General features: G+C 67.8%; 19 protein-coding genes. 15 read left to right on the plus strand and 4 right to left on the minus strand.

Annotated elements, in window-relative coordinates:
- Positions 1 to 97: 97 nt before the first annotated feature.
- Positions 98 to 556, minus strand: coding sequence for a MarR family winged helix-turn-helix transcriptional regulator (locus VDQ18_RS00575; RefSeq protein WP_323019091.1), 459 nt, complete (start codon positions 554 to 556; stop codon positions 98 to 100).
- 187 nt (positions 557 to 743) lie between these two features.
- On the opposite strand from VDQ18_RS00575, the gene VDQ18_RS00580 reads away from it, so the two are divergent.
- From VDQ18_RS00580 to VDQ18_RS00605, 6 genes are all read left to right on the plus strand, one after another.
- Positions 744 to 1,799, plus strand: coding sequence for an aromatic ring-hydroxylating dioxygenase subunit alpha (locus VDQ18_RS00580; protein WP_323019092.1), 1,056 nt, complete (start codon positions 744 to 746; stop codon positions 1,797 to 1,799).
- Between the two features lie 16 nt (positions 1,800 to 1,815).
- Entirely contained in the window at positions 1,816 to 2,787 is a 972-nt protein-coding gene (locus tag VDQ18_RS00585; protein ID WP_323019093.1) for a PDR/VanB family oxidoreductase, read from the plus strand.
- A gap of 56 nt (positions 2,788 to 2,843) precedes the next feature.
- On the plus strand, positions 2,844 to 3,839 hold the full coding sequence (locus tag VDQ18_RS00590; protein WP_323019094.1) for a TRAP transporter substrate-binding protein: 996 nt from the start codon (positions 2,844 to 2,846) through the stop codon (positions 3,837 to 3,839).
- A 107-nt stretch (positions 3,840 to 3,946) separates the two neighbouring features.
- Complete coding sequence (locus VDQ18_RS00595) at positions 3,947 to 4,519, plus strand: TRAP transporter small permease (RefSeq protein WP_323019095.1); 573 nt, start codon at positions 3,947 to 3,949, stop codon at positions 4,517 to 4,519.
- Positions 4,520 to 5,782 (plus strand): TRAP transporter large permease, encoded by a 1,263-nt coding sequence (locus VDQ18_RS00600; protein ID WP_323019096.1) that lies wholly within the window; start codon positions 4,520 to 4,522, stop codon positions 5,780 to 5,782.
- A gap of 86 nt (positions 5,783 to 5,868) precedes the next feature.
- Positions 5,869 to 6,513 (plus strand): helix-turn-helix domain-containing protein, encoded by a 645-nt coding sequence (locus VDQ18_RS00605; RefSeq protein ID WP_323019097.1) that lies wholly within the window; start codon positions 5,869 to 5,871, stop codon positions 6,511 to 6,513.
- Here VDQ18_RS00605 and VDQ18_RS00610 read toward each other — a convergent pair.
- Together VDQ18_RS00610 and VDQ18_RS00615 are read right to left on the minus strand one after the other, a co-directional pair.
- Complete coding sequence (locus VDQ18_RS00610) at positions 6,508 to 6,828, minus strand: DUF1801 domain-containing protein (protein WP_323019098.1); 321 nt, start codon at positions 6,826 to 6,828, stop codon at positions 6,508 to 6,510. The two genes, VDQ18_RS00605 and VDQ18_RS00610, sit on opposite strands and share 6 nt — an antisense overlap.
- A 1-nt stretch (position 6,829) precedes the next feature.
- The gene (locus VDQ18_RS00615) at positions 6,830 to 7,225 is read right to left on the minus strand and encodes a VOC family protein (RefSeq protein ID WP_323019099.1); all 396 of its coding nucleotides are present in this window, start codon (positions 7,223 to 7,225) and stop codon (positions 6,830 to 6,832) included.
- A 201-nt stretch (positions 7,226 to 7,426) separates the two neighbouring features.
- On the opposite strand from VDQ18_RS00615, the gene VDQ18_RS00620 reads away from it, so the two are divergent.
- From VDQ18_RS00620 to VDQ18_RS00640, 5 genes are read left to right on the plus strand one after another with little or no spacing between them, the layout of a single operon-like run.
- Positions 7,427 to 8,587, plus strand: a complete 1,161-nt coding sequence (locus tag VDQ18_RS00620; RefSeq protein ID WP_323019100.1) for an efflux RND transporter periplasmic adaptor subunit — start codon at positions 7,427 to 7,429, stop codon at positions 8,585 to 8,587.
- Positions 8,588 to 8,599: 12 nt separating this feature from the next.
- A complete protein-coding gene (locus VDQ18_RS00625) occupies positions 8,600 to 11,710 on the plus strand; it encodes a multidrug efflux RND transporter permease subunit (protein ID WP_323019101.1) in 3,111 nt (1,036 codons plus the stop codon).
- Positions 11,707 to 12,405, plus strand: a complete 699-nt coding sequence (locus VDQ18_RS00630) for a response regulator (protein WP_323019102.1) — start codon at positions 11,707 to 11,709, stop codon at positions 12,403 to 12,405. Before VDQ18_RS00625 ends, VDQ18_RS00630 begins: the two co-directional genes overlap by 4 nt.
- On the plus strand, positions 12,395 to 13,474 hold the full coding sequence (locus tag VDQ18_RS00635) for an ATP-binding protein (RefSeq protein WP_323019103.1): 1,080 nt from the start codon (positions 12,395 to 12,397) through the stop codon (positions 13,472 to 13,474). The genes VDQ18_RS00630 and VDQ18_RS00635 overlap by 11 nt, the downstream gene beginning before the upstream one ends.
- Positions 13,467 to 15,239: an ABC transporter ATP-binding protein gene (locus tag VDQ18_RS00640; protein WP_323019104.1), complete on the plus strand. Its 1,773-nt coding sequence runs from the start codon at positions 13,467 to 13,469 to the stop codon at positions 15,237 to 15,239. The genes VDQ18_RS00635 and VDQ18_RS00640 overlap by 8 nt, the downstream gene beginning before the upstream one ends.
- A gap of 42 nt (positions 15,240 to 15,281) precedes the next feature.
- Here the strand turns inward: VDQ18_RS00640 and VDQ18_RS00645 are convergent, their stop codons facing one another.
- A complete protein-coding gene (locus VDQ18_RS00645) occupies positions 15,282 to 16,172 on the minus strand; it encodes a LysR family transcriptional regulator (protein WP_323019105.1) in 891 nt (296 codons plus the stop codon).
- Positions 16,173 to 16,366: 194 nt separating this feature from the next.
- Between VDQ18_RS00645 and VDQ18_RS00650 the strand changes: the two genes are divergently transcribed.
- The 4 genes from VDQ18_RS00650 to VDQ18_RS00665 are packed head-to-tail and all read left to right on the plus strand — an operon-like array spanning position 16,367 to position 19,319.
- Positions 16,367 to 17,185, plus strand: coding sequence for a transporter substrate-binding domain-containing protein (locus VDQ18_RS00650; protein ID WP_323019106.1), 819 nt, complete (start codon positions 16,367 to 16,369; stop codon positions 17,183 to 17,185).
- A 12-nt stretch (positions 17,186 to 17,197) separates the two neighbouring features.
- Positions 17,198 to 17,893: an amino acid ABC transporter permease gene (locus tag VDQ18_RS00655; RefSeq protein WP_323019107.1), complete on the plus strand. Its 696-nt coding sequence runs from the start codon at positions 17,198 to 17,200 to the stop codon at positions 17,891 to 17,893.
- Positions 17,890 to 18,594 (plus strand): amino acid ABC transporter permease, encoded by a 705-nt coding sequence (locus VDQ18_RS00660; RefSeq protein ID WP_323019108.1) that lies wholly within the window; start codon positions 17,890 to 17,892, stop codon positions 18,592 to 18,594. The genes VDQ18_RS00655 and VDQ18_RS00660 overlap by 4 nt, the downstream gene beginning before the upstream one ends.
- Positions 18,591 to 19,319, plus strand: a complete 729-nt coding sequence (locus VDQ18_RS00665; protein ID WP_323019109.1) for an amino acid ABC transporter ATP-binding protein — start codon at positions 18,591 to 18,593, stop codon at positions 19,317 to 19,319. Before VDQ18_RS00660 ends, VDQ18_RS00665 begins: the two co-directional genes overlap by 4 nt.
- The last annotated feature ends 7 nt before the right edge of the window (positions 19,320 to 19,326 follow it).

Consider the following 19,326-nt stretch of genomic DNA (forward strand, 5'->3'; position numbering starts at 1 on the left):
GCCGTCCGGTCACAACCCGGCACGGCACCGAGAGCGCGTTTGCGGAGGTATTTGCGCGCCCCGGCAGGTGGGTCCGGGCGGTGGCGAAAGCCGGGCCCTAGGCGTCAGCATCCCCCGCAGGGCCCGAGTAATGCTCGGATTTCCGGATGATCTTGTCCAGGAGCGTCATCAGTTGCTGCTGCTCCTCCGGGTCGAGCAGCGACATGAAATCGCCCTGGCTGGCCAGCACCAGCGGATGCACCTCGTCCAGCGCCAGGTTTCCGGCGGGCGTCAGCGAAATCACCTTGACCCGCCTGTCGGTCGGATGGCCCCCGCGCACGATCAGGCCGCGCTTTTCCAGCCGGTCCAGCACACTGCCCAGCGTCGCCCGGTCGAAGCCGATCATCGCCGAGATCTGCGTCGCGTCATTCGCGCCCTCATGCCGGATCGCCATCATCGCCGCGTATTGCACCGGGGTGATGCCCGTCGCCTGGCACCGTTCGGTGAAGCGCGCGACGATGATCTGGTTGACCCGTCGGATCCGGTGACCGGGAAGGTCATAGAGATTACTGTACACGCCCTTCTCCTCCAGGATGGCTCACCGACGATCCGTCTCCGCTGACTACGGATTCCCTCGAATCCTGTCCAGCCATATCGCCCTCCCCGCCGCACACCCGACAGCCCTCGCTTTCCGCAGCGAAAGTATATTGACCGTGTACATAATATATGTTCACGTTATACCTATCGCAAAGGGAGGATTGCCGATGCTGAATACCCCGTTTCCGCAAGACGCCTGGTATGCCCTTGCCTGGCAGGACGAGGCCGGGCGCAAGCTGTCGCATCGCAAGGTCTGCGGCCATGACATCGTTTTCTACCGCACCCAGGCGGGCAAGGTGGCGGCGCTGGCCGATGTCTGCTGGCACCGGCTGGTGCCCCTGTCGAAAGGCCAGCTCGACGGCGACACGGTGGTCTGCCCGTATCACGGGCTGAAATACGAGCCCGGCGGGCGCTGCGTGCACATGCCCTCGCAGGACACGATCAACCCCTCGGCCAGCGTCCGCGCCTTCCCGGTCGAGGAACGGCACCGCCTGATCTGGATCTGGCCCGGCGATCCCAAGCTGGCCGATCCGGCGCTGATCCCGGACATGGGCCGCCTCGACCATCCCGACTGGGCAGGCGACGGCACCCATATCCATGCGCAGTGCAATTTCCAGCTGGTGCTGGACAACCTGATGGACCTCACGCACGAGACCTTCGTGCATGCGGGCTCCATCGGCAACGAGGCGGTGGCGGAAGCGCCCTTCGACGTCTCGCACGGGGACCGCAAGGCGACGGTCACGCGCTGGATGATCGACTCGATCCCGGCCAATTTCTGGGCCGCGCAGCTGCCCGGGGTGCCGAAGGTCGACCGCTGGCAGATCATCCATTTCACCGCGCCCAGCACGATCCAGATCGACGTCGGCGTCGCCCCCACCGGCACCGGCGCGCCCGGGGGCGACCGTTCGCAGGGGCGCAACGCCTGGGTCATCAACACCATCACCCCCGAGACCGACAGCACCTGTCATTACTTCTGGGCCTTCGTGCGCAATTTCGACACGACGAACCAGAGCACGACCAACGCCCATCGCGACGGGGTCCGCCACGTGTTCCGCCAGGACGAGGAGATCCTCGCCCAGCAGCAGCGGGCGATGGAGGCCTATCCCGACAAGACCTTCTACAACCTCAACATCGACGCGGGCGCGATGTGGGCGCGCCGCATCAACCAGCAGATGCTCGACGAGGAAGACGCCCGGCGCCAGTCGCTGCGCGCCGTCGGCTGAGCACCCGGAGTTTCCCATGTCTGCACTGCTTGAGGCGACGATTGTCGCCACCGATCGCCCCTGCCCGGACGTTGCCCAGATCGACCTTCTGCCGCATGGCGAGGGGATCGTTTTCGAACCCGGCGGTCATATCGACGTGCATCTGCCGCTTGAGGGCGGCGTGCAGGTCCGGTCCTATTCGCATGTCGCGATCGGCCCCGACCGCAGCCTGCGCATTGCCGTCAAGCTGCTGCCCGACAGCCGCGGCGGCTCGCGCGCCATGGGGCGGCTGCGCCCGGGCGACCGGATCACGATCTCGGCCGCGCGCAACGATTTCCCGCTGTCCTTCGCCGCGCCCAGGCATGCGTTCCTGGCGGGCGGGATCGGCATCACGCCGATCCTCGCCCAGGCCCGGGCGCTGAAGGAGGCGGGGCGCGATTTCACCCTGCGCTATTGCGTCCGCGACCGGGCCAGCGCCCCCTGGATTGCGCAGATGCAGGCCGAGTTCGGCGCCGCCTTCGCCCTGCACGACGACAGCGCCCAGGGCCTGCTGGACGCTCCCACCTTCGTTGACGGGCTCGGCCCCGAGACCGAACTCTACCTGTGCGGCCCCTATCCGATGATGGCCGCCGTCAAATCCGCCTGGGCTGCCGCGGGCCGCGCCCCTGCCAGACTGCGCTATGAGAGTTTCGCCAATTCCGGCGCCACCGATTCCGTGCCCTTCACCGTGCGCGTGGTCGAAACCGGCACCGAGGTGGCGGTGCGCCGCGACCAGTCGCTGCTCGACGCGCTGCTGATGGCGGGCCAGCCGGTGATGTACGACTGCCGCCGCGGCGAATGCGGCCTGTGCAAGGTCGAGATCGAGGAAATCGACGGCGAAGTCGACCACCGCGACGTGTTCCTCGGCGAGCAGGGGCGCAAGGGCGCCCTCTGTGCCTGCGTGTCCCGCCTCAGGGGCGGCACGGCGCAGATCCGCATCGATTCCATTTCGCACGGCCCTTCGGTCTGACGGCAAAGCGTCGCCCGCAGGGAAATCATGCATCGTTCTTTTGGGAGGAGAACACGATGAAAACGACCAGATTGTCGGCCGCCTTGGCCGCAGGCCTCGGCGTCCTGATGGCGGGCGCGGGCTGGGCCGAGACCCTGCGCATCGGCGTGGTAACGCCGCCGCAACAGGCCTGGACGCTGGAGACGATCCGCTTCGCCGAGGGGCTGACCGAGGCGACCGAGGGCCGGATCGAGACCGAGGTCTTCCATTCCGGCCAGCTGGGCACCGAGGCCGACATGCTGCGGCAGGTGCAATCGGGCACGCTGGACATGATGCTGATCACCGTCTCGGAACTGGCCAACCGGGTGCCGGAGATGAATCTGCTGCTGGCGCCCGGGCTCGTCGCCTCGAACGAACAGGCGGGCCGCTTCCTGACCGAGGGCGAGACGCCGCGCAGGCTGATGGCGCTGCTCGACAGCCGCGTCGGCGTGCATGGGCTGGGCTATGGCATGGCCGGGGTCACGCAGGTCATGACCAGCTTCGACGCGCAATCGCCCGCCGACCTGCGAGGCCGCCGCGTGCGGATCACCGCATCCCCGGCGATCCTGGCCTTCAACCAGCTGATCGGTTCGGCCCCCACGCCCCTGCCGCTGCCGGCGATCTACGACGCCTTCGCCAACGGACAGGTCGACGCGCTGGAGACCAATCTCGACATCTTCCGCGTGCTCAACATCGCCGATCACGCGCGCACGCTGTTGATGTCGAACCAGGGCATGTTCCCGGCGGTGGTCATCGTTTCGGCCCGTACCTGGCAGCGTCTTTCGGACGAGGACCGCACGCTGCTGGACGAGCACGGCGCCGCTTATGCCCGGGGCGTGATCGAGGCGACACTGGCCGCGGAAGAGGTCTCGCGCGCGCATTTCCAGCGGCTCGCCGCCGAGGGGACGCTGACCATCGTCGAGGTAGCGCCCTCGGATTACGCCGACCTTCAGGCCGCCTGGGACGAAAGCTTCGGCCAGGGCATCGGCGACATCGCCGCGCTGCGCGCCGAGGCCGCGCGCTTCGCCGACTGATCCCTGCCCCCGGCCACGGGCGGATCCGGCGCGACCGGGCCCGCCCCTTCCCTGCCAGCGGCGCGCTTCCCTCGAGGACGGCGCCGCCCAGCCCGCGGAGCCTTTCCATGCCCCCCCTGTCCCCGACCCGCCCGCATCCGGTCACCCGGGTCTCGCGCGGCCTCTTCGCGCTTGAACGGCGCCTGTTGCAGGCGCTAATGGCCGCGATCCTGATCCTAACGCTGGTCAACATCGGCCTGACCATCGGCGGCCGCTCGCTCTATTGGGCGGCCGAGGCGCTGATCGCGCTGATGACCCTGGCGGCCTTCGTCGGCCAGTCCATGCTGATCCGCACCGGCCAGCACCCGGGCGTGACCCTGCTGGCCGACATGGTGTCGCCCCGGGCCGCCCGCTGGCTGCGGATGGCGTCGGATCTGGTGCTGCTGGGGTTGTCGGCGCTGCTGCTGGTCCTCGCCTGGCGGATGTTCGACCTGCCCGGCCTGCTGACCAACTGGCGCGACCCCCTGCCCCGCGCCATCGAGACCGGGAATTTCACCTGGCTCGAACCCACCAACACGCTGGGGATCGCCAAGGCCTGGATCTGGCTGGCGCCGGTGCCGTTCTTCGCCTTCGGGGGGATCCACGCGCTGGCCCGGCTGCTCGATCCGCAGGATGCCGCCCTCCTCCCGCAGGAGGCGTGAATGACCGTCCTGATCTTCCTCGCACTCATGATCCTCGGGGTGCCGGTCTTTGCCGTGCTCGTGCTCAGCAGCATGGTCTATATCGGCGGCAGCGGCCACGCGGCGCTGTTCGACAACCTGTTGGTGCAGCTGAGCGGCGGGCTCGGCAATTTCAGCCTGCTCGCCATCCCCTTGTTCATCATCGCCGGTGAATTGATGAACGAATGCGGCATCACCACGCGGCTCATTGCGCTGAGCCGGGTGCTGGTGGGGTCGGTGCGGGGCGGGCTGGCCTATGTCAACATCCTGGCCAATGCCATGATGGCCGCCATCATCGGCTCGGCCATCGCCCAGACGGCGGTCATGACCCGCATCATGGTCCCCGAGATGGAGCGCGCGGGCTATCCCAAGGCCGATGCCGCGGCCATGACCTGCGCAGGCGGCCTGCTGGGGCCGATCATCCCGCCGTCAATGCCGCTGATCATCTTCGCCGTGCTGGCGCAAGTGCCGGTCGCCGATATGCTGATCTCGGGGCTGGTGCCGGGCCTCATCATGGCCGCATCCTTTCTGGTGCTGGCGGGGGTGATCGGCTTCCGGCGCAACTATCCCCGGTCCGAGGCCTATGCCCGCGCCGAAGCGCTAAAGGTCGTGGTGCGCGCCCTGCCCGCGCTGCTGGTGCCCCTGGCCATTGTCGCGACCATCGTCGGCGGTTTCGGCTCGCCGACCGAGGCGGCGGCCTCGGCCGCGCTGGTGGCGATCCTGATCGGCGCCTTCGTCTATCGCGAACTCGACCTGCGCCGCTTGCCCGCGGTGCTGGAACGCGCGGGCCGCAACACGGCGATGGTGCTGGCCATCGTCGCCGCCTCGGCGGTGTTCGGCTGGGTCATCATCTATGGCCGCATGCCCGCGCGGCTGGCCGAGCTGCTGACCGGCCTCACCGACAATAAATACGTCTTCCTGCTGATCATCATGCTGGCGCTTCTGGTGCTGGGGACGCTGATCGACGGCATCGCCGCGCTGATCATCACCGTGCCGATCCTGCTGCCCATTGCCACCGGGGTCTATGGACTCGACCCGGTGCATCTGGGCATCGTCGTCACCCTGACGCTGGTGGTGGGCCTGCTGACCCCGCCGGTGGGGGCGGCGCTTTACGTAGCGTCGGGGATATCCGGGGTGCGGCCGATCCCCCTGTTTCGCGCCGTGCTGCCCTATATCGCCGTGTCGGTGGCCCTGCTGCTGGTGCTGTGCTTCCTGCCGGTCCTGTCGACCGTGCTGATCCGCTGACCTGCCTCTGGGGAAGGAAACCGCGGTTGGACAGGGCGCGCCATTTGTGAAACCTGTCCGGCAATGGGCAATGAAGGGTCTCGACAGTGCTGTATCTGCGGTGGGAACACAGGACGACAGACCCCGAGGGCGCGTCTGTCCTGCCGGATGGCTGCCGGGACATCATCGTTGCCGCGCGTGGCGACGCCCCGGCGGAAGTCCTCTACACCGGCTGGGACAACGCCCCGCGCAGCGTCGAACTGGCCGCCGGGACCAGCCTGACCGGCTACCGGCTTTCCCCCGGCAGCATCCTGTCCCCTGCGGCCCTTGCCGCGCTGCAGGCGGAGGAGGCGCCCGTGGCCGAGATCCTCAGTTCCGAGCTCCGGCGCGATCCCGACCTGAGCGAGGCGATCGGCGCGATCGGCCGTCCAGCGGCAACCGTGGCCGGGATCGCGCGGCAAAGCGGGGTCACTCTGCGCACCTTTCAGCGGCGGTTCGCAGGCCTGTCCCTGCCCAGCCCCGATTTCTGGCGGCAACTGGGCCGCGCCCGACGCGCGGCCCAGGCCCTTCCGGGCGCCCTGCCCCTGATCGAGATCGCCTTTGCCTTCGACTACAGCGATCAGGCGCATATGACCCGGGACTTCGTCCGGTGGTTCGGCCAGAGCCCCGCCCGGTTGCGCGCCAATCCCTCCCGGCTCGAGCAGATCCTGGCGCCCGGGCTGGGCAACTGGCCCGAACCCGCCGGGCTATAGACGGGCGGCCTGTTCCAGAAAGGTCCGGCAGGCCTTGGCCTCGATATCCGCAACGGATCGCAGTTTCAGGTGCCGCCGCTGCTTGCCGGACCCTTCCAGCAGGCCACGAGGATCATCGAGGCGCGCCCCTTGCGAGAACTCGAGCGAGACATACCGTGCATAGGCGAAGATCCCACAGAAATGACCCTCTGGCCCGCCTGCCACCCGCTCGACAACCACGCCGCCGTATTTCTCCAGAAAAGCGGCATCCGGGCACAGCGAGGTGATGATCGTGCGCAGCGCATCGAGCATCCGGGCCTTGTCCGACGCCTCCATCTCAGCTTTCGTCCGGGGCCTGAACGGGTGAGCAGATCTCGATCAGATAGCCGTTCGGATCGCTGACATAGGACGTGGTCTGGCCCCAGGGCTCGTGCCGCAGGTCCTGCACCAGCGACGCCCCGGCATCGAGGGCCCGGGCAAGCGCCCCCGCGACATCGGCCACCTCGAAGGCGATCTCGAAGGTCGGAGCGTTGATCGAGGGCGCAGCCGGGTTCTTGTCCAGTTGCCGCATGAGCGCGGTCGAGGAAAAAGCGAGCCTGGTCTCGCCGGTCGCCAGTTCGGCGTAATCGCCCCCCTCGTGCAGCATGCCGAGCGGCAGGCCAAAGGCGCGCTGGAAGAAATCGACCGTGCCGGGGACGTCATCGACATAGAGGATCGTGTATCGGAATTTCAAGGTTCGGCTCCTGCAGAGGTGTTCCGCCGCCATATCGGCCCAAACGTCCCCCGGGGTCTTGAAGAATGACGACATTTTCAGGGGTCAGGCACGGATCCGCGGCGCGTTTTCGGTGACCTCCACATAATCTCCACAAAACCTGAGCCATTCGTCCATCCGAGGGGGCCACATGCTGACCCTGTGAAACTCATGGGTAGCAATATGGCACGCCGCAGCCTCTCGATCCTTCTGGTCCTTGCCCTGGTGGCAGGATCGCTCGCCGTTTTCCGTCTGGCCAGCCAACCGCAGGAGGCCGTGGCGCAGGAGGTCGAGGCAGAGGCGGCGGTCCATCTGACCGTGGCAACACTGCAGCCCGAGCGGATCATCCTTGAAAGTGACTATTCCGGCCGGGTTGTCGCCTTCCGGCGGGTCGAGATCCGGCCGCAGATCAGTGGCCTGATCCGCGAAAGGCTGGTCGGGGAAGGCAGCCGCGTCGCGGCCGGGGATGTGCTGTTCCGCATCGACCCGGCGCCGCTGGAGGCCGACCTTGCCCTGGCCGAAGCCGCGCTTGCCCGGGCCGAAGCCTCCGAGGCCCATGCACGGCGCAATGCCGAGCGCGCCGATGCCCTGCTGGCCGAGAATGCCATCAGCCGTGAGCGCAACGATACGGCGCATAACGATCTGTTGCTGGCCAGCGCCGGCGTTGCCGAAGCCCGCGCCGCGGTGACCCGCAAGCGGCTGGAGCTGGACTTCGCCACGCTGCGCAGCCCGATCGGGGGCTATGTCAGCGCCGGGCTGGCCGATATCGGCGGGCTGGCGGCGCCGGGCGGCGACAGGGCGCTGGCGGTCGTACAGGACCTCGACAAGGTCTTCGTCGACCTCCGTCTGCCGGCGGATGTGCTGGACGCGGTGCTGATCGCCGCCGAGGACGGGCTGGGCCCGGTCCAGCTGCTGGTGGACCGGCACGGCGCCGCGCCGCTGACGGGCGTTATCCGATCCTCGGACGTGATCGTCGACCCGGGAACCGGCTATGTCAGCCTGCGGATCGAGGCCGACAATCCCGAACTGACCCTGCTGCCCGGCATGTTCGTCCGCGCCAGATTGCCGCGCGGGGTTCTCCCCGACGCACTTCTGGTGCCCGAGGAGGCGGTCCTGCGCACGTCGGGTGGCGGCGCCCAGCTTGTCATCGTCTCGCCCCAGGGCGAGGCCACGCGCCGTGACGTGAGCCTCGGCGAGCGGGTCGGCAACCGCGTCATCATCGCCTCGGGCGTGACAGCGGGCGAGGTCGTGGCAATCCGCGGGCAACACCGCGTGCCCGAAGGGACGACGGTGTCGGTCAGCACCCGGACGGACGACGTCCTCCCCTCCGATCCCCAGCTCTGAGAAGCGGATCCAATGCCCCAGTTCTTCATCCTGCGCCCGGTCTTCGCCTGGGTCATCGCCATCTTCATCGCGTTGGCCGGGATCGTTGCCATTCCGCGCCTGCCGGTCGCCCGCTTCCCCGATGTGGCGCCGCCCAGCGTGAGCATCTTCACCACCTATGCCGGGGCCGATGCGCAAACCGTCAGCGACAGCGTGATCCGCCCGATCGAGCGCGAACTCTCCAGCGTGCGGAACGTTCTCTATTACGAATCCAGCGTCGATTCGACCGGCGGGGCCAATGTCTCGGTCACCTTCATGCCCGGCACCAATGTCGAGATGGCCCAGGTCGAGGTGCAGAACCGGCTGAAGAACGCCGAGGCCCTGCTGCCTGCGTCGGTCCGCCGGGCCGGCGTCTCGGTCGAGGCGGCGGAATCCGGGTTCCTCATGGTCATCACGCTGCGCTCGCGGTCGGGCGCGACGGATGAGCTGAGCCTTGGCGAATACCTGTCGCGCAACCTCGCGGAAGAACTCAAGCGCATCCCCGGTGTCGGGCGCGTGCAGAGCTTCGGCTCCGAACGGGCGATGCGGGTCTGGGTCGATCCCGCCCGGCTCTCGGCCTATGGGCTGACCATGGCCGATGTCACCGAGGCCATCGCGCGCGAGAACCTGCAGGCCGCGCCCGGACGGGTCGGCGACGAGCCGACCGTTCCGGGCACCCGCATCTCGACCCCGCTGACGATCCAGGGCCAGCTGACCACGCCCGAGGCTTTCGCCGCGATCCCGCTGCGGGCGGACAGCGCCGGCGGGCGCCTGGTGCTGGGCGATGTCGCCCGGCTGGAACTTGCCGCGCAGACCACGGCCTTCAGCGTCAGCAGCAACGGTCAGGCAGCGGCCGCCGCGGCGGTCCAGATGTCCCCGGGCGCCAATGCCGTCCGCACCTCCGCCGCCATCGAGGCCCGGCTCGCCGAACTGCGCCTGTCGATGCCCTCGGATATGGAGGTTTCGATCTCGTACAACACCGCGCCTTTCGTGAAAGTGTCGATCACCAAGGTGATCCAGACCCTGTTCGAGGCGATGGGGCTGGTCTTCCTGGTGATTCTGCTGTTCCTGCAAAAGCTGCGCTATACGCTGATCCCGACGATTGTCGCGCCTATCGCCCTGCTGGGAACCTTTGCGGTGATGTGGGTCGCGGGCTTTTCGATCAACGTGCTGACGATGTTCGGCATGGTGCTGGCGATCGGCATCATCGTCGATGACGCCATCGTCGTGGTCGAGACAGTCGAGCGGATCATGGCACGGCAGGGCCTGTCGCCCCGCGAGGCGACGCAACAGGCGATGCGCGAGATTTCCGGCGCCATTGTCGGTATCACGCTGGTGCTGGCGGCTGTGTTCATCCCGATGGGGCTGGCCAGCGGATCGGTCGGGGCCATCTATCGGCAGTTCACGCTGTCGATGGCGGTGTCGATCCTGTTCTCGGCTTTCCTCGCGCTGACGCTGACCCCCGCGCTTTGCGCCACGCTCCTGAAACCCGTCACCGGGCATGGCGAGGCACGCGGCTTCTTCGGCTGGTTCAACCGCCGATTCGACGCGCTGACCCGGCGCTACACCGGCTGGGTAGGCGTCACCCTGCGCCGCGGCGGGCGGATGCTGGTCCTCTATGTCGCCCTGATCGCGGTGCTGGCCGTGGGCTATGCACGAATCCCGACCTCGTTCGTCCCCGAAGAGGATCAGGGCAGTTTCATGGCCATGTTCGAACTGCCCGCCGGGGCCACCGCCGAACGCACCCGCGCCGTGATCGCCGCCTACGAGGCCCATACCGCGACCCGTCCCGATATCAGCGAGAACACGGTGATCCTGGGCTTCGGCTTTTCGGGCTCGGGTCCGAACGCGGCGCAGGCCTTCACCAGCATGCTCGACTGGGACACCCGCCAGACCACCGTGGACGAGGAAATCGCCGCGGCCGAGGCAGCGATGGCGGACATTCCCGAAGGGATGGCCATGATCATGAAACCCCCGGCCATCGAATCGCTGGGCTCGACCTCGGGCTTCTCGCTGCGGCTGGAAGACCGCGCCAATGCCGGTCCCGCGGCGCTCCGCGCGGCCGAGGAGCAGCTGATCGCGCTGGCCTCGCAAAGCCCGCTCCTGAGCGGGGTCATGAGCGAGGGTCTGCCCGATGGCATGAGCATCGCCCTGCAGATCGACCGGGAAAAGGCCCAGACCCTGGGCCTGCGGTTCGACGCGATCACCGAGACCATCGCGGCCGCCATCGGCTCGACCTATGTCAACGACTTCCCCAACCAGGGGCGGATGCAGCAGGTCATCGTCCAGGTCGATGCCCCGTTCCGGATGCATGCCGAGGACGTGCTGCGGCTGGAGCTGCGCAATGCCGATGGCGCCATGGTGCCGCTGTCGGAAGTGGTGACCCCGGTCTGGCAGAGCACGCCGCTGCAGCTGAGCCGCTACAACGGCTATCCGGCCGCCCGTATCTCGGGCGAAGCGGCGAGCGGGGTCTCCAGCGGCGCGGCCATGGCCGAGATGGAGCGGCTGGCGCAATCGTTGCCGCAGGGCTTCGCCGTGGAATGGACCGGGCAATCGCTGCAGGAGCGGCAATCGGCCAATCAGGCGCCGATGCTGCTGGCGGCCTCGATGCTGGTCGTGTTCCTGGTGCTGGCCGCGCTCTATGAAAGCTGGTCTATCCCGGTCGCGGTGATGCTGGTGGTGCCGCTGGGGGTCCTCGGCGCGGTCAGCGCGGTGCTGCTGCGGGGGGCCGACAACGACGTGTTCTTCAAGGTGGGCCTTGTCACCATCATCGGCCTTTCCGCAAAGAACGCGATCCTCATGATCGAATACGCCCGCCACCTGCGGGCCGAGGGGATGGGGATGCAGCGGGCCATCTTGCAGGCCGCGCGCCTCAGGCTGCGGCCGATCCTCATGACGTCGCTCGCCTTCATCCTCGGCGTGGTGCCGCTGATGCTGGCGCGGGGCGCCGCCTCGGAAATCCAGAACGCCATCGGCACCGGCGTCTTCGGCGGCATGGTCTCGGCCACGGTGCTGGCCGTTTTCTTCGTGCCGGTGCTTTATGTGACTGTCAGCCGCCTGACCGGGGGGGCAAAGCAAGACCAAAGACGAAAGACCGCGCCATGACCGACGCCCTGATCCTGATCATCGAAGACGAGCCCGAGATCGCCGAGATCCTCGAGACCTATTTCGCCCGCGAGGGGTTCCGGGTGATCAGCGCGCGTGACGGCACCACGGGGCTGGCCCATCACCAGCGCCTGCGCCCCGATCTGGTGGTGCTGGACATCAAGCTGCCCGGGCAGGACGGCTACGAGGTGCTGGCCGCGATCCGTCGCCGGGGCGACACGCCGGTCATCATGGTCACCGCCCTGGCCGAGGATCTGGACAAGCTGCAGGCGCTGCGGATCGGGGCCGATGATTACGTGGTCAAACCCTTCAACCCGCATGAGGTGGTGGCCCGCGCCCGGGCGGTCCTGCGCCGCACGCGGGGGCGCAGCCCCGACCATCTGCTGCGCGTGGGGCCGCTGACGGTCGATCCGCAGGCCTATCGCGCGGTGATCGACAGCGAGGCCGGGCCGGTGGCGCTGGACCTGACGCCCACGGAATACCGGGTGCTGGCGCATATGGCGCGTTTCCCGGGACGAGCGTTCACCCGGGGCGATCTGGTCGATGCCTGCCTGCCCGAAGGCTCGGCGCTGGACCGCACCGTGGACAGCCATGTCAGCAACCTGCGCCGCAAGCTGGCGGCCGCAGGGGCGGATGGCCTGCTCGAAGGGGTGCGCGGGATCGGCTACCGGCTGGAGGCTCTCCATGGCCGCTAACCTCAACGCCCGCATCTCCCGGACGATAGTCGCGCTGACGCTGATTGCAGGGCTGATCGTCTATCTGGGGCTGATGGCCTATTTCCTGTTCATCTACGAATGGCTCTATCCCGACCCTGAGGTCTATGCCCTCTGGCAGCCCGCCGACACCGTGATGGTGCTGGTGCTGCTGGGCTTCGGCCTGCTGACCGCCTCGGTCATCGGCTGGCGGCTGGCCCGGCGCATCGTCGCGCCCCTGACGTCGGTTGCGGGTGCGGCGCGGCAGATCGCCAGCGGCGATTTTTCGGCCCGCGCCGCCCTGCCCCCCGGCAGCTTCCGCGAAGCCGCGGATCTGCTGGCGGATTTCAACACCATGGCCGAGCGGCTGGAACGCGCCGAGGCTGAACTGGCCTATTCCAACTCGGCCATTGCGCATGAATTGCGCACGCCGCTGACCATCCTGCGGGGGCGTCTGCAAGGCCTGTCGGACGGCGTCTTCGAGCCGACACCGCCGCTTTACGAGCGGCTGATCGAGCATGTCGATCACCTCTCGGATCTGGTCGAGGAATTGCGAACGCTTGCCCTGAGCAACGCGGGCAAGCTGGACCTGACCTACAGCGCCTTCGATCTGGCCGGTGAGGTCGGCGTCGCGCTCACCGGGCTGGAAACGGAACTCGCAACCGCCGGGATCACGCTCGACCGAGCGCTGGCCCCCGCGCGGATGGTGGGGGACCGGACGCGACTGCGGCAGGCCATCGTCGCGATCCTGGAGAACTGCCGCCGCTATGCGCCGCAGAGCCGGGTCCATGTCGAAACCGCCGAGGACGGCGACGAGGTCGTCTTTCGCTGCACCGACACCGGGCCGGGCCTGCCCCCCGAGGATCAGGCCCGCGCCTTCGACAGGTTCTGGCGGGCCGAGGCCTCGCGCGGGCGCAGCCTTGGCGGGTCGGGCCTGGGCCTGCCCATCGTCCGCGCCATCGCCCGCGCCCATGGCGGCGAGGCGCGGATCCTGCCGGATGCGGAACCGGGTCTGAGCGTCGAAATCCGCCTGCCCAAAAAACCTCCTGCCGCGGAAAAAGCCGATGACTGACGCGCCCGACAGCTATGACGACCTCGCCGCCCGGCACGTCTCGGTGCGGCGCATCCTGCGGCTTTTCACGCCCTATCGCGCGCGGATCGCGGCGGTGGTGGCGCTGATGATCCTGGCCTCGGCCATCGGGCTTGCCGGGCCGTTCCTGCTGCGCGCAATCATCGACGTCGCCCTGCCGCAACAGGATCTCTCGCTGCTGGTCTGGCTGGCGGGGGGCATGATCCTGGCGGCGCTGGCCTCGGCCGGGATCGGCGCACTGCAGATCGTCCAGAGCGCCCGCATCGGGCAGGCGATCCTGCATGACCTGCGGGTCCGGCTCTATGCGCATCTGCAGACGCTGTCGCTGCGCTTCTTCACCGGCACCCGTACCGGCGAGGTGCAGGCGCGGATCGCGGGCGACATCGCCGGGCTGCAATCCCTGATGACCGAGACCGCGAACGAGCTGGGGCGCTCGCTCAGCACGGTGGTGATGACGGCGGTGGCGATCGTGCTTCTGGATTGGCGGCTGGCAGCCTTCGTCCTCGTGATCGTGCCGGTGACTGTCTTGATCAGCGCCCGGGTCGCCCGGCTGCGCGAGGCGCTGACCTATGAGCAGCAGGCGCGCGCAGCCGATATGTCCGCCGCGGTGCACGAGACGCTCTCGGCGCCTGGGATCATTCTGGCCCGCACCATGGGGCGCGGTCCCTGGCTCACGCAGCGCTTCGCCCGCATCTCGCGCGATCTGGCCGGGCTCGAGGTCCGCTCGCACACGGCAGGCGAATGGCAATGGTCGCTGATCGGGTTCGCGCTGGCCACCCTGCCCGCGCTGACCCTGCTGGTGGGCGGCCTGTTGATGCAGACCGGCAGCCCAGCCAGCATCGGCACGCTGGTGGCGATGATCGCCTTGCAGGAGCAACTTCTGTGGCCCTTCGAGCAATTGCTCGAGGTCGGGCGAGAGACGCGCAAGACCCGCGCCCTCTTTGCCCGCGTCTTCGAATATCTCGACAAACCCGTCGAGATCACCGAACGCGCGGATCCGGTCATCATCGAGAGGTCGCGGATGCGCGGCGCGGTGGTCTTGGACCACGTCAGCTTTTCCTATGCCGACGGGCGCGGACCCGCGGTGCAGGACGTAAGCCTGCCGATCCCGGCCGGTAGCCATGTCGCCATCGTCGGCCCGACCGGCTCGGGCAAGACGACGCTCGGCTACCTTCTGGCACGGCTTTACGATGTGGAGGCGGGCGCGATCCGCTTTGACGGCGTCGACCTGCGCGACCTGAGCTTCGAGACGCTGTCACAGATGCTGGGAGTGGTGTCGCAGGAGCCCTATCTGCTGCACGCCTCCGTGGCCGAGAACCTGCGCTTCGCCCGCCCGGAGGCGACTGACGCCGAGATCATCGCCGCCGCCAAGGTGGCGCAGATCCACGACCACATCGCCGCCCTGCCCGAGGGCTATGACACATTGGTCGGCGAAGGCGGTTCCCGCTTCTCGGGTGGCGAAAAGCAGCGGCTGGCGCTGGCCCGCACGCTGCTGCGCGATCCGCCGATCCTGCTGCTGGACGAGGCGACAAGCGCCCTCGATACCCAGACCGAACGGGCCATGTCGCAGGCTTTGGACGCGCTGTCGAAGGGCCGCACGACGATCACCATCGCGCACCGCCTCTCGACCATCCGCGACGCCGACCTGATCGTGGTCATGCAAAACGGCCGGGTGGTCGAGACCGGGACCCACAAGACCCTGGCCGCGGCGGGCGGTGTCTATGCCGGGCTCCTGGCGGGCAGCTGACACCGGGCGGGCCGATCTGGGCCAATGCCCTTGCAGCCCCGCTCAATCCCCCAGCCGCGTCGCCTGCGCGAAGGCCACGAACTTCCGCGACAGGCGCGACAGATGCGGCTTGCGGCGGTGGATGATCATGACCTGCCGGTCCAGAGACGGCTCGACCAGCGGCACCATCCGCAGGCCATAGATCGGCAGCATCGGCTGCACATAGCGCGTCATGACCGCGATCCCCTCGCCCGCGGCGATGAGGGTCAGCGCGCTGGTGCCATGCGCGACCTGCTGGTGGGGAAGAATGTCCAGATCGACCTGCGCCTCGGCCAGATTCTGGCGCAGGTTCTGCTCGCGGCCGACATAGATGATGTTGTGCCCGGCCAGCTGCGACCAGGTGATACTGGGCTGATCGGCCAAGGGATGGGTCTGCCCCAGCACCACGCAGAGCGGCGAGCGGAAAAGCGGCACGGCCTCCAGCCCCTCGTCGCTGTCCACGTCCAGATAGACCCCGAGATCGGCCTTGCCCGAGCGCACGGTCTCGATCACGTCGTCGATGGCACTGTCGATCATCTGGATCCGGGCCTCGGGCACGGCGTTGCGGAAGGCATAGAGCAGCGGCGGCAGCACGGCGCAGGACAGGAATTGCGTGGCGGCGATGCGCAGGGTGGCGCTTTCGCCCTCGCGCTGGCGCTGGATGAAGGCGTCGGCCCGTTCGAGTTCGGCCAGGATGCGCTGCACATGGGGCAGGAACTCGGCCCCCGTATCGGTCAGGCGCAGCGAGCGGGTCGTCCGTTCGAAGAGGCGAAAGCCGATCGCGGCCTCGGCCTCGCGCATCATCGCGCTCAGCGCCGCGGCCGAGACGTTCAGCCCGCGCGCCGCGGCGGCGAAACTGCCGCAATCGTTGATGGTATGAATGGCGCGCAGCTGGCGGAGGGTGAGGTTGAACATGGCGCTCCCGCGCGGCATACCGGCGCTGTTCCGATCCATCATTGCTAAGCTCAGACTTGATAATGCGCAACGAGAATTTTCTTGTGGTCTTCAGTCCAAAGCTGAATGTTCGGAGCGTGATTTCGCGGCGATCCACGGCCGCAAGGACAAGGAAATTCTTTTGAATTTCCACCTCATCCAAGGGAGAGAAGACCATGACTTTGCGCACGATCCTGCTGGCAGGCGCCTGCCTTGCCGTGGCTGGTGCCGCCCAGGCCGACCAGCTTGACGATATCCGCGCCGCCGGGGTGCTGGTCTGCGGCGTGCCGTCCAACTACGTGCCCTTCTCGTTCCTGGAGAACGGCAACGAGCGCACGCCCGTGGGCTTCGACGTCGATGTCTGCAACGCCATCGCCGCCCATATCGGCGTGACGCCCGAACTGCGCTATGTCACCGGCGCCTCGCGCATCCCCGACCTGACTGCGGGTCGCATCGACATCGCCACCGCGGCGCTGACCATCACGCCCGAACGGGCGCAGCAGGTCGATTTCTCGATCCCCTATTTCCGCACCGGCGTCCGCGTCGCCGTTCCGAACAGCAGCGAGATCACGGCGCTGGACCAGCTGGACGGCCGCCGCATCGCCGTGCCGGAAAGCGGCATGGCCTCGATGATCGTCGCCGAGCGCTACCGCGACGCCACCACCGTGGGCTTCCCGAACCCTGCCAATACCTTCCTGGCGTTGCAGCGGGGCATGGTGCAGGCGATGGCCGGCGATGAAAGCACGCTTCTGGGCCAGATGAGCGGCGCGCCGGGTGAATACCACCTGCTCGACGGCTTCCTGACCGACGACTGGCTGGGTGTCGGCCTGCGCAAGGACGAACCGGCGCTGCGCGCGGCGGTGAATGAGGCGCTTCTGGGCATGGAGGCCGATGGCAGCGCCGTGGCCAGCTTCGACCGCTTCTTCGGTGCCGCGACGCCGATGCAGATGGAGCGCAGCTTCACCATCAACACCGACAACCAGCCCGCCGAGTAAGGACCCCGCCGCGTGACCCTGATCGAGTTTCTGAGCGGTCGATACGGAGAGCTGTTGCTCAAGGGATTGACCGTCACCCTGCAATTGAGCGGGGTCACGCTGGCGGCGGGCTTCGTGATCGGCGTCTTGCTGACGCTGATCCGGCTGTCGCCCTTCTGGATCGTCCGGCAGGCCGTGGGCCTGCTGGTCGATGCCATCCGCTCGGTGCCGCTGCTGGTGCATGTGATCTTCTGGTATTTCGGCGCGCCCGAACTGCTGCCCGACGGGCCGCGGATGTGGCTCTACGCCCGGGACGTGAACTTCATCTGCGCCGCTATCGCCATCTCGATCTACGCGGGCGCCTTCATTTCCGAGGATCTGCGCTCGGGCCTGCGGTCGATCCCCAAGGGCCAGACCGAAGCCTCGCTGTCGCTGGGTTTCTCCAGCCTCGAGACCTTCCGCTACGTGATCCTGCCGCAGGCCTTCCGCATCTCGGTCCCGCCGCTGCTGGGTCAGGCGATGACCATCACCAAGAACACCTCGATCGCGCTGATGATCGGCGTGCCCGAGCTGGTCTACCAGGCGCAGCGCATCCAGGACATCACCTATGAGCCCTTTCTGCCCTATGCCTCGGCGACACTCGTCTATCTGGCGATCTGCACCGTGCTGACGCTGGCCAGCCGCGCCTACAGCCGCACCGCGGTCAAATCCCGGGGAGCGCAGGCATGATCGAGATCCTTCAGGAATACTGGCTGCAACTGCTGATCGGCGGCTTCCCGCATACGCCGCTGGGTGGTCTGGCGCTGACCGTGGTGCTGGCGGTGAGCGGGCTGGTGCTGGCGATGCCCGTTGGCTTGCTGATGGCCGTTCCGCTGCGCAGCCGGTTGAAGCCGGTGCGGGCGCTGGCCGAGCTGATCATCTTCTACATCCGCTCGGTGCCGCTGCTCCTGCACGTGCTCTGGGTCTATTTCCTGCTGCCCGCGGCGCTTGGCGTATCCTTCCCGCCCGCGATCACCATGCTGATCACGCTGGTCCTGTTCAACGGCGCCTATATCTCGAAGATCGTCGTGGCGGGCATCGACGCCCTGCCCCGCGGCCAGACCGAGGCGGCGATGTCGCTGGGCTTCGGCCGGGTGCAGACCATGCGCTTCGTCATCCTGCCGCAGGCCTTGCGCAACATGCTGCCCAGCCTGGTCAGCCAGCTGTCGCTCCTGATCAAGGAAACCGCGCTGGGGGCCGCCATCGGCGCCACCGAGGCCACGCAGACCTTCCTCGATCTCGCCAACAACCTGCCCGGTCAGGCGATCCAGGCCTATGCGCTGCTGGCGCTCGCCTATTTCGCCCTCTGCTATCCGCTTCTGCTGCTGGGCCGCCGTCTGGAACGGCGCGGCCGCCGCACGGCGAAAATCGCTTTGGAACCCGCCTCATGATCACCATTTCCCATCTCGACAAGCATTTCGACCGGCTGCACGTTCTCAAGGACATCAGCCTGACGGTTCAGACCGGCGAGGTGCTGGTGCTCTGCGGCCCCTCGGGATCCGGCAAGACCACGCTCTTGCGCACGATCAACGGGCTGGAGAGCATCGACAAGGGCACCATCACCGTCGACGGCAAGACCATCGACCCCAGAACCAGCGAGATCCGCGCGCTGCGGCAGGGGATCGGCTTCGTCTTCCAGCAGTTCAACCTGTTTCCGCATCTGTCGGTGATCGACAACATCACGCTGGCGCCCCGCAAGCTGAAAGGCCTGAGCCGGGAAGCGGCCGAGGCCAAGGCGATGCAGCTCCTCGACCGGGTGGGACTGCGTGACAAGCGCGACGTCCACACCGACACGCTCTCGGGCGGGCAGCAGCAGCGCATCGCCATCGCCCGGGCGCTGGCGATGGAGCCGCCGGTGCTGCTGTTTGACGAACCGACCTCGGCCCTCGACCCCGAGATGGTGGGCGAGGTTCTGGCCGTCATTCGCGAACTGGCGCAGGATGGCATGACCATGCTCTGCGTCACGCATGAGATGGGCTTCGCCCGCGATGTGGCCAGCCGGATCATATTCATGGCCGAAGGCGCCATCGTCGAGGACACGACCCCCGCGCAATTCTTCACGGCCCCCGAAAGCGCGCGGGCGCGCGCCTTCCTGCAAGACATCCTCGGACACTGAAAGGCCC

Origin of the sequence: Pararhodobacter sp. (genome assembly GCF_034676075.1) — a bacterium.
GTDB lineage: Bacteria > Pseudomonadota > Alphaproteobacteria > Rhodobacterales > Rhodobacteraceae > Pararhodobacter.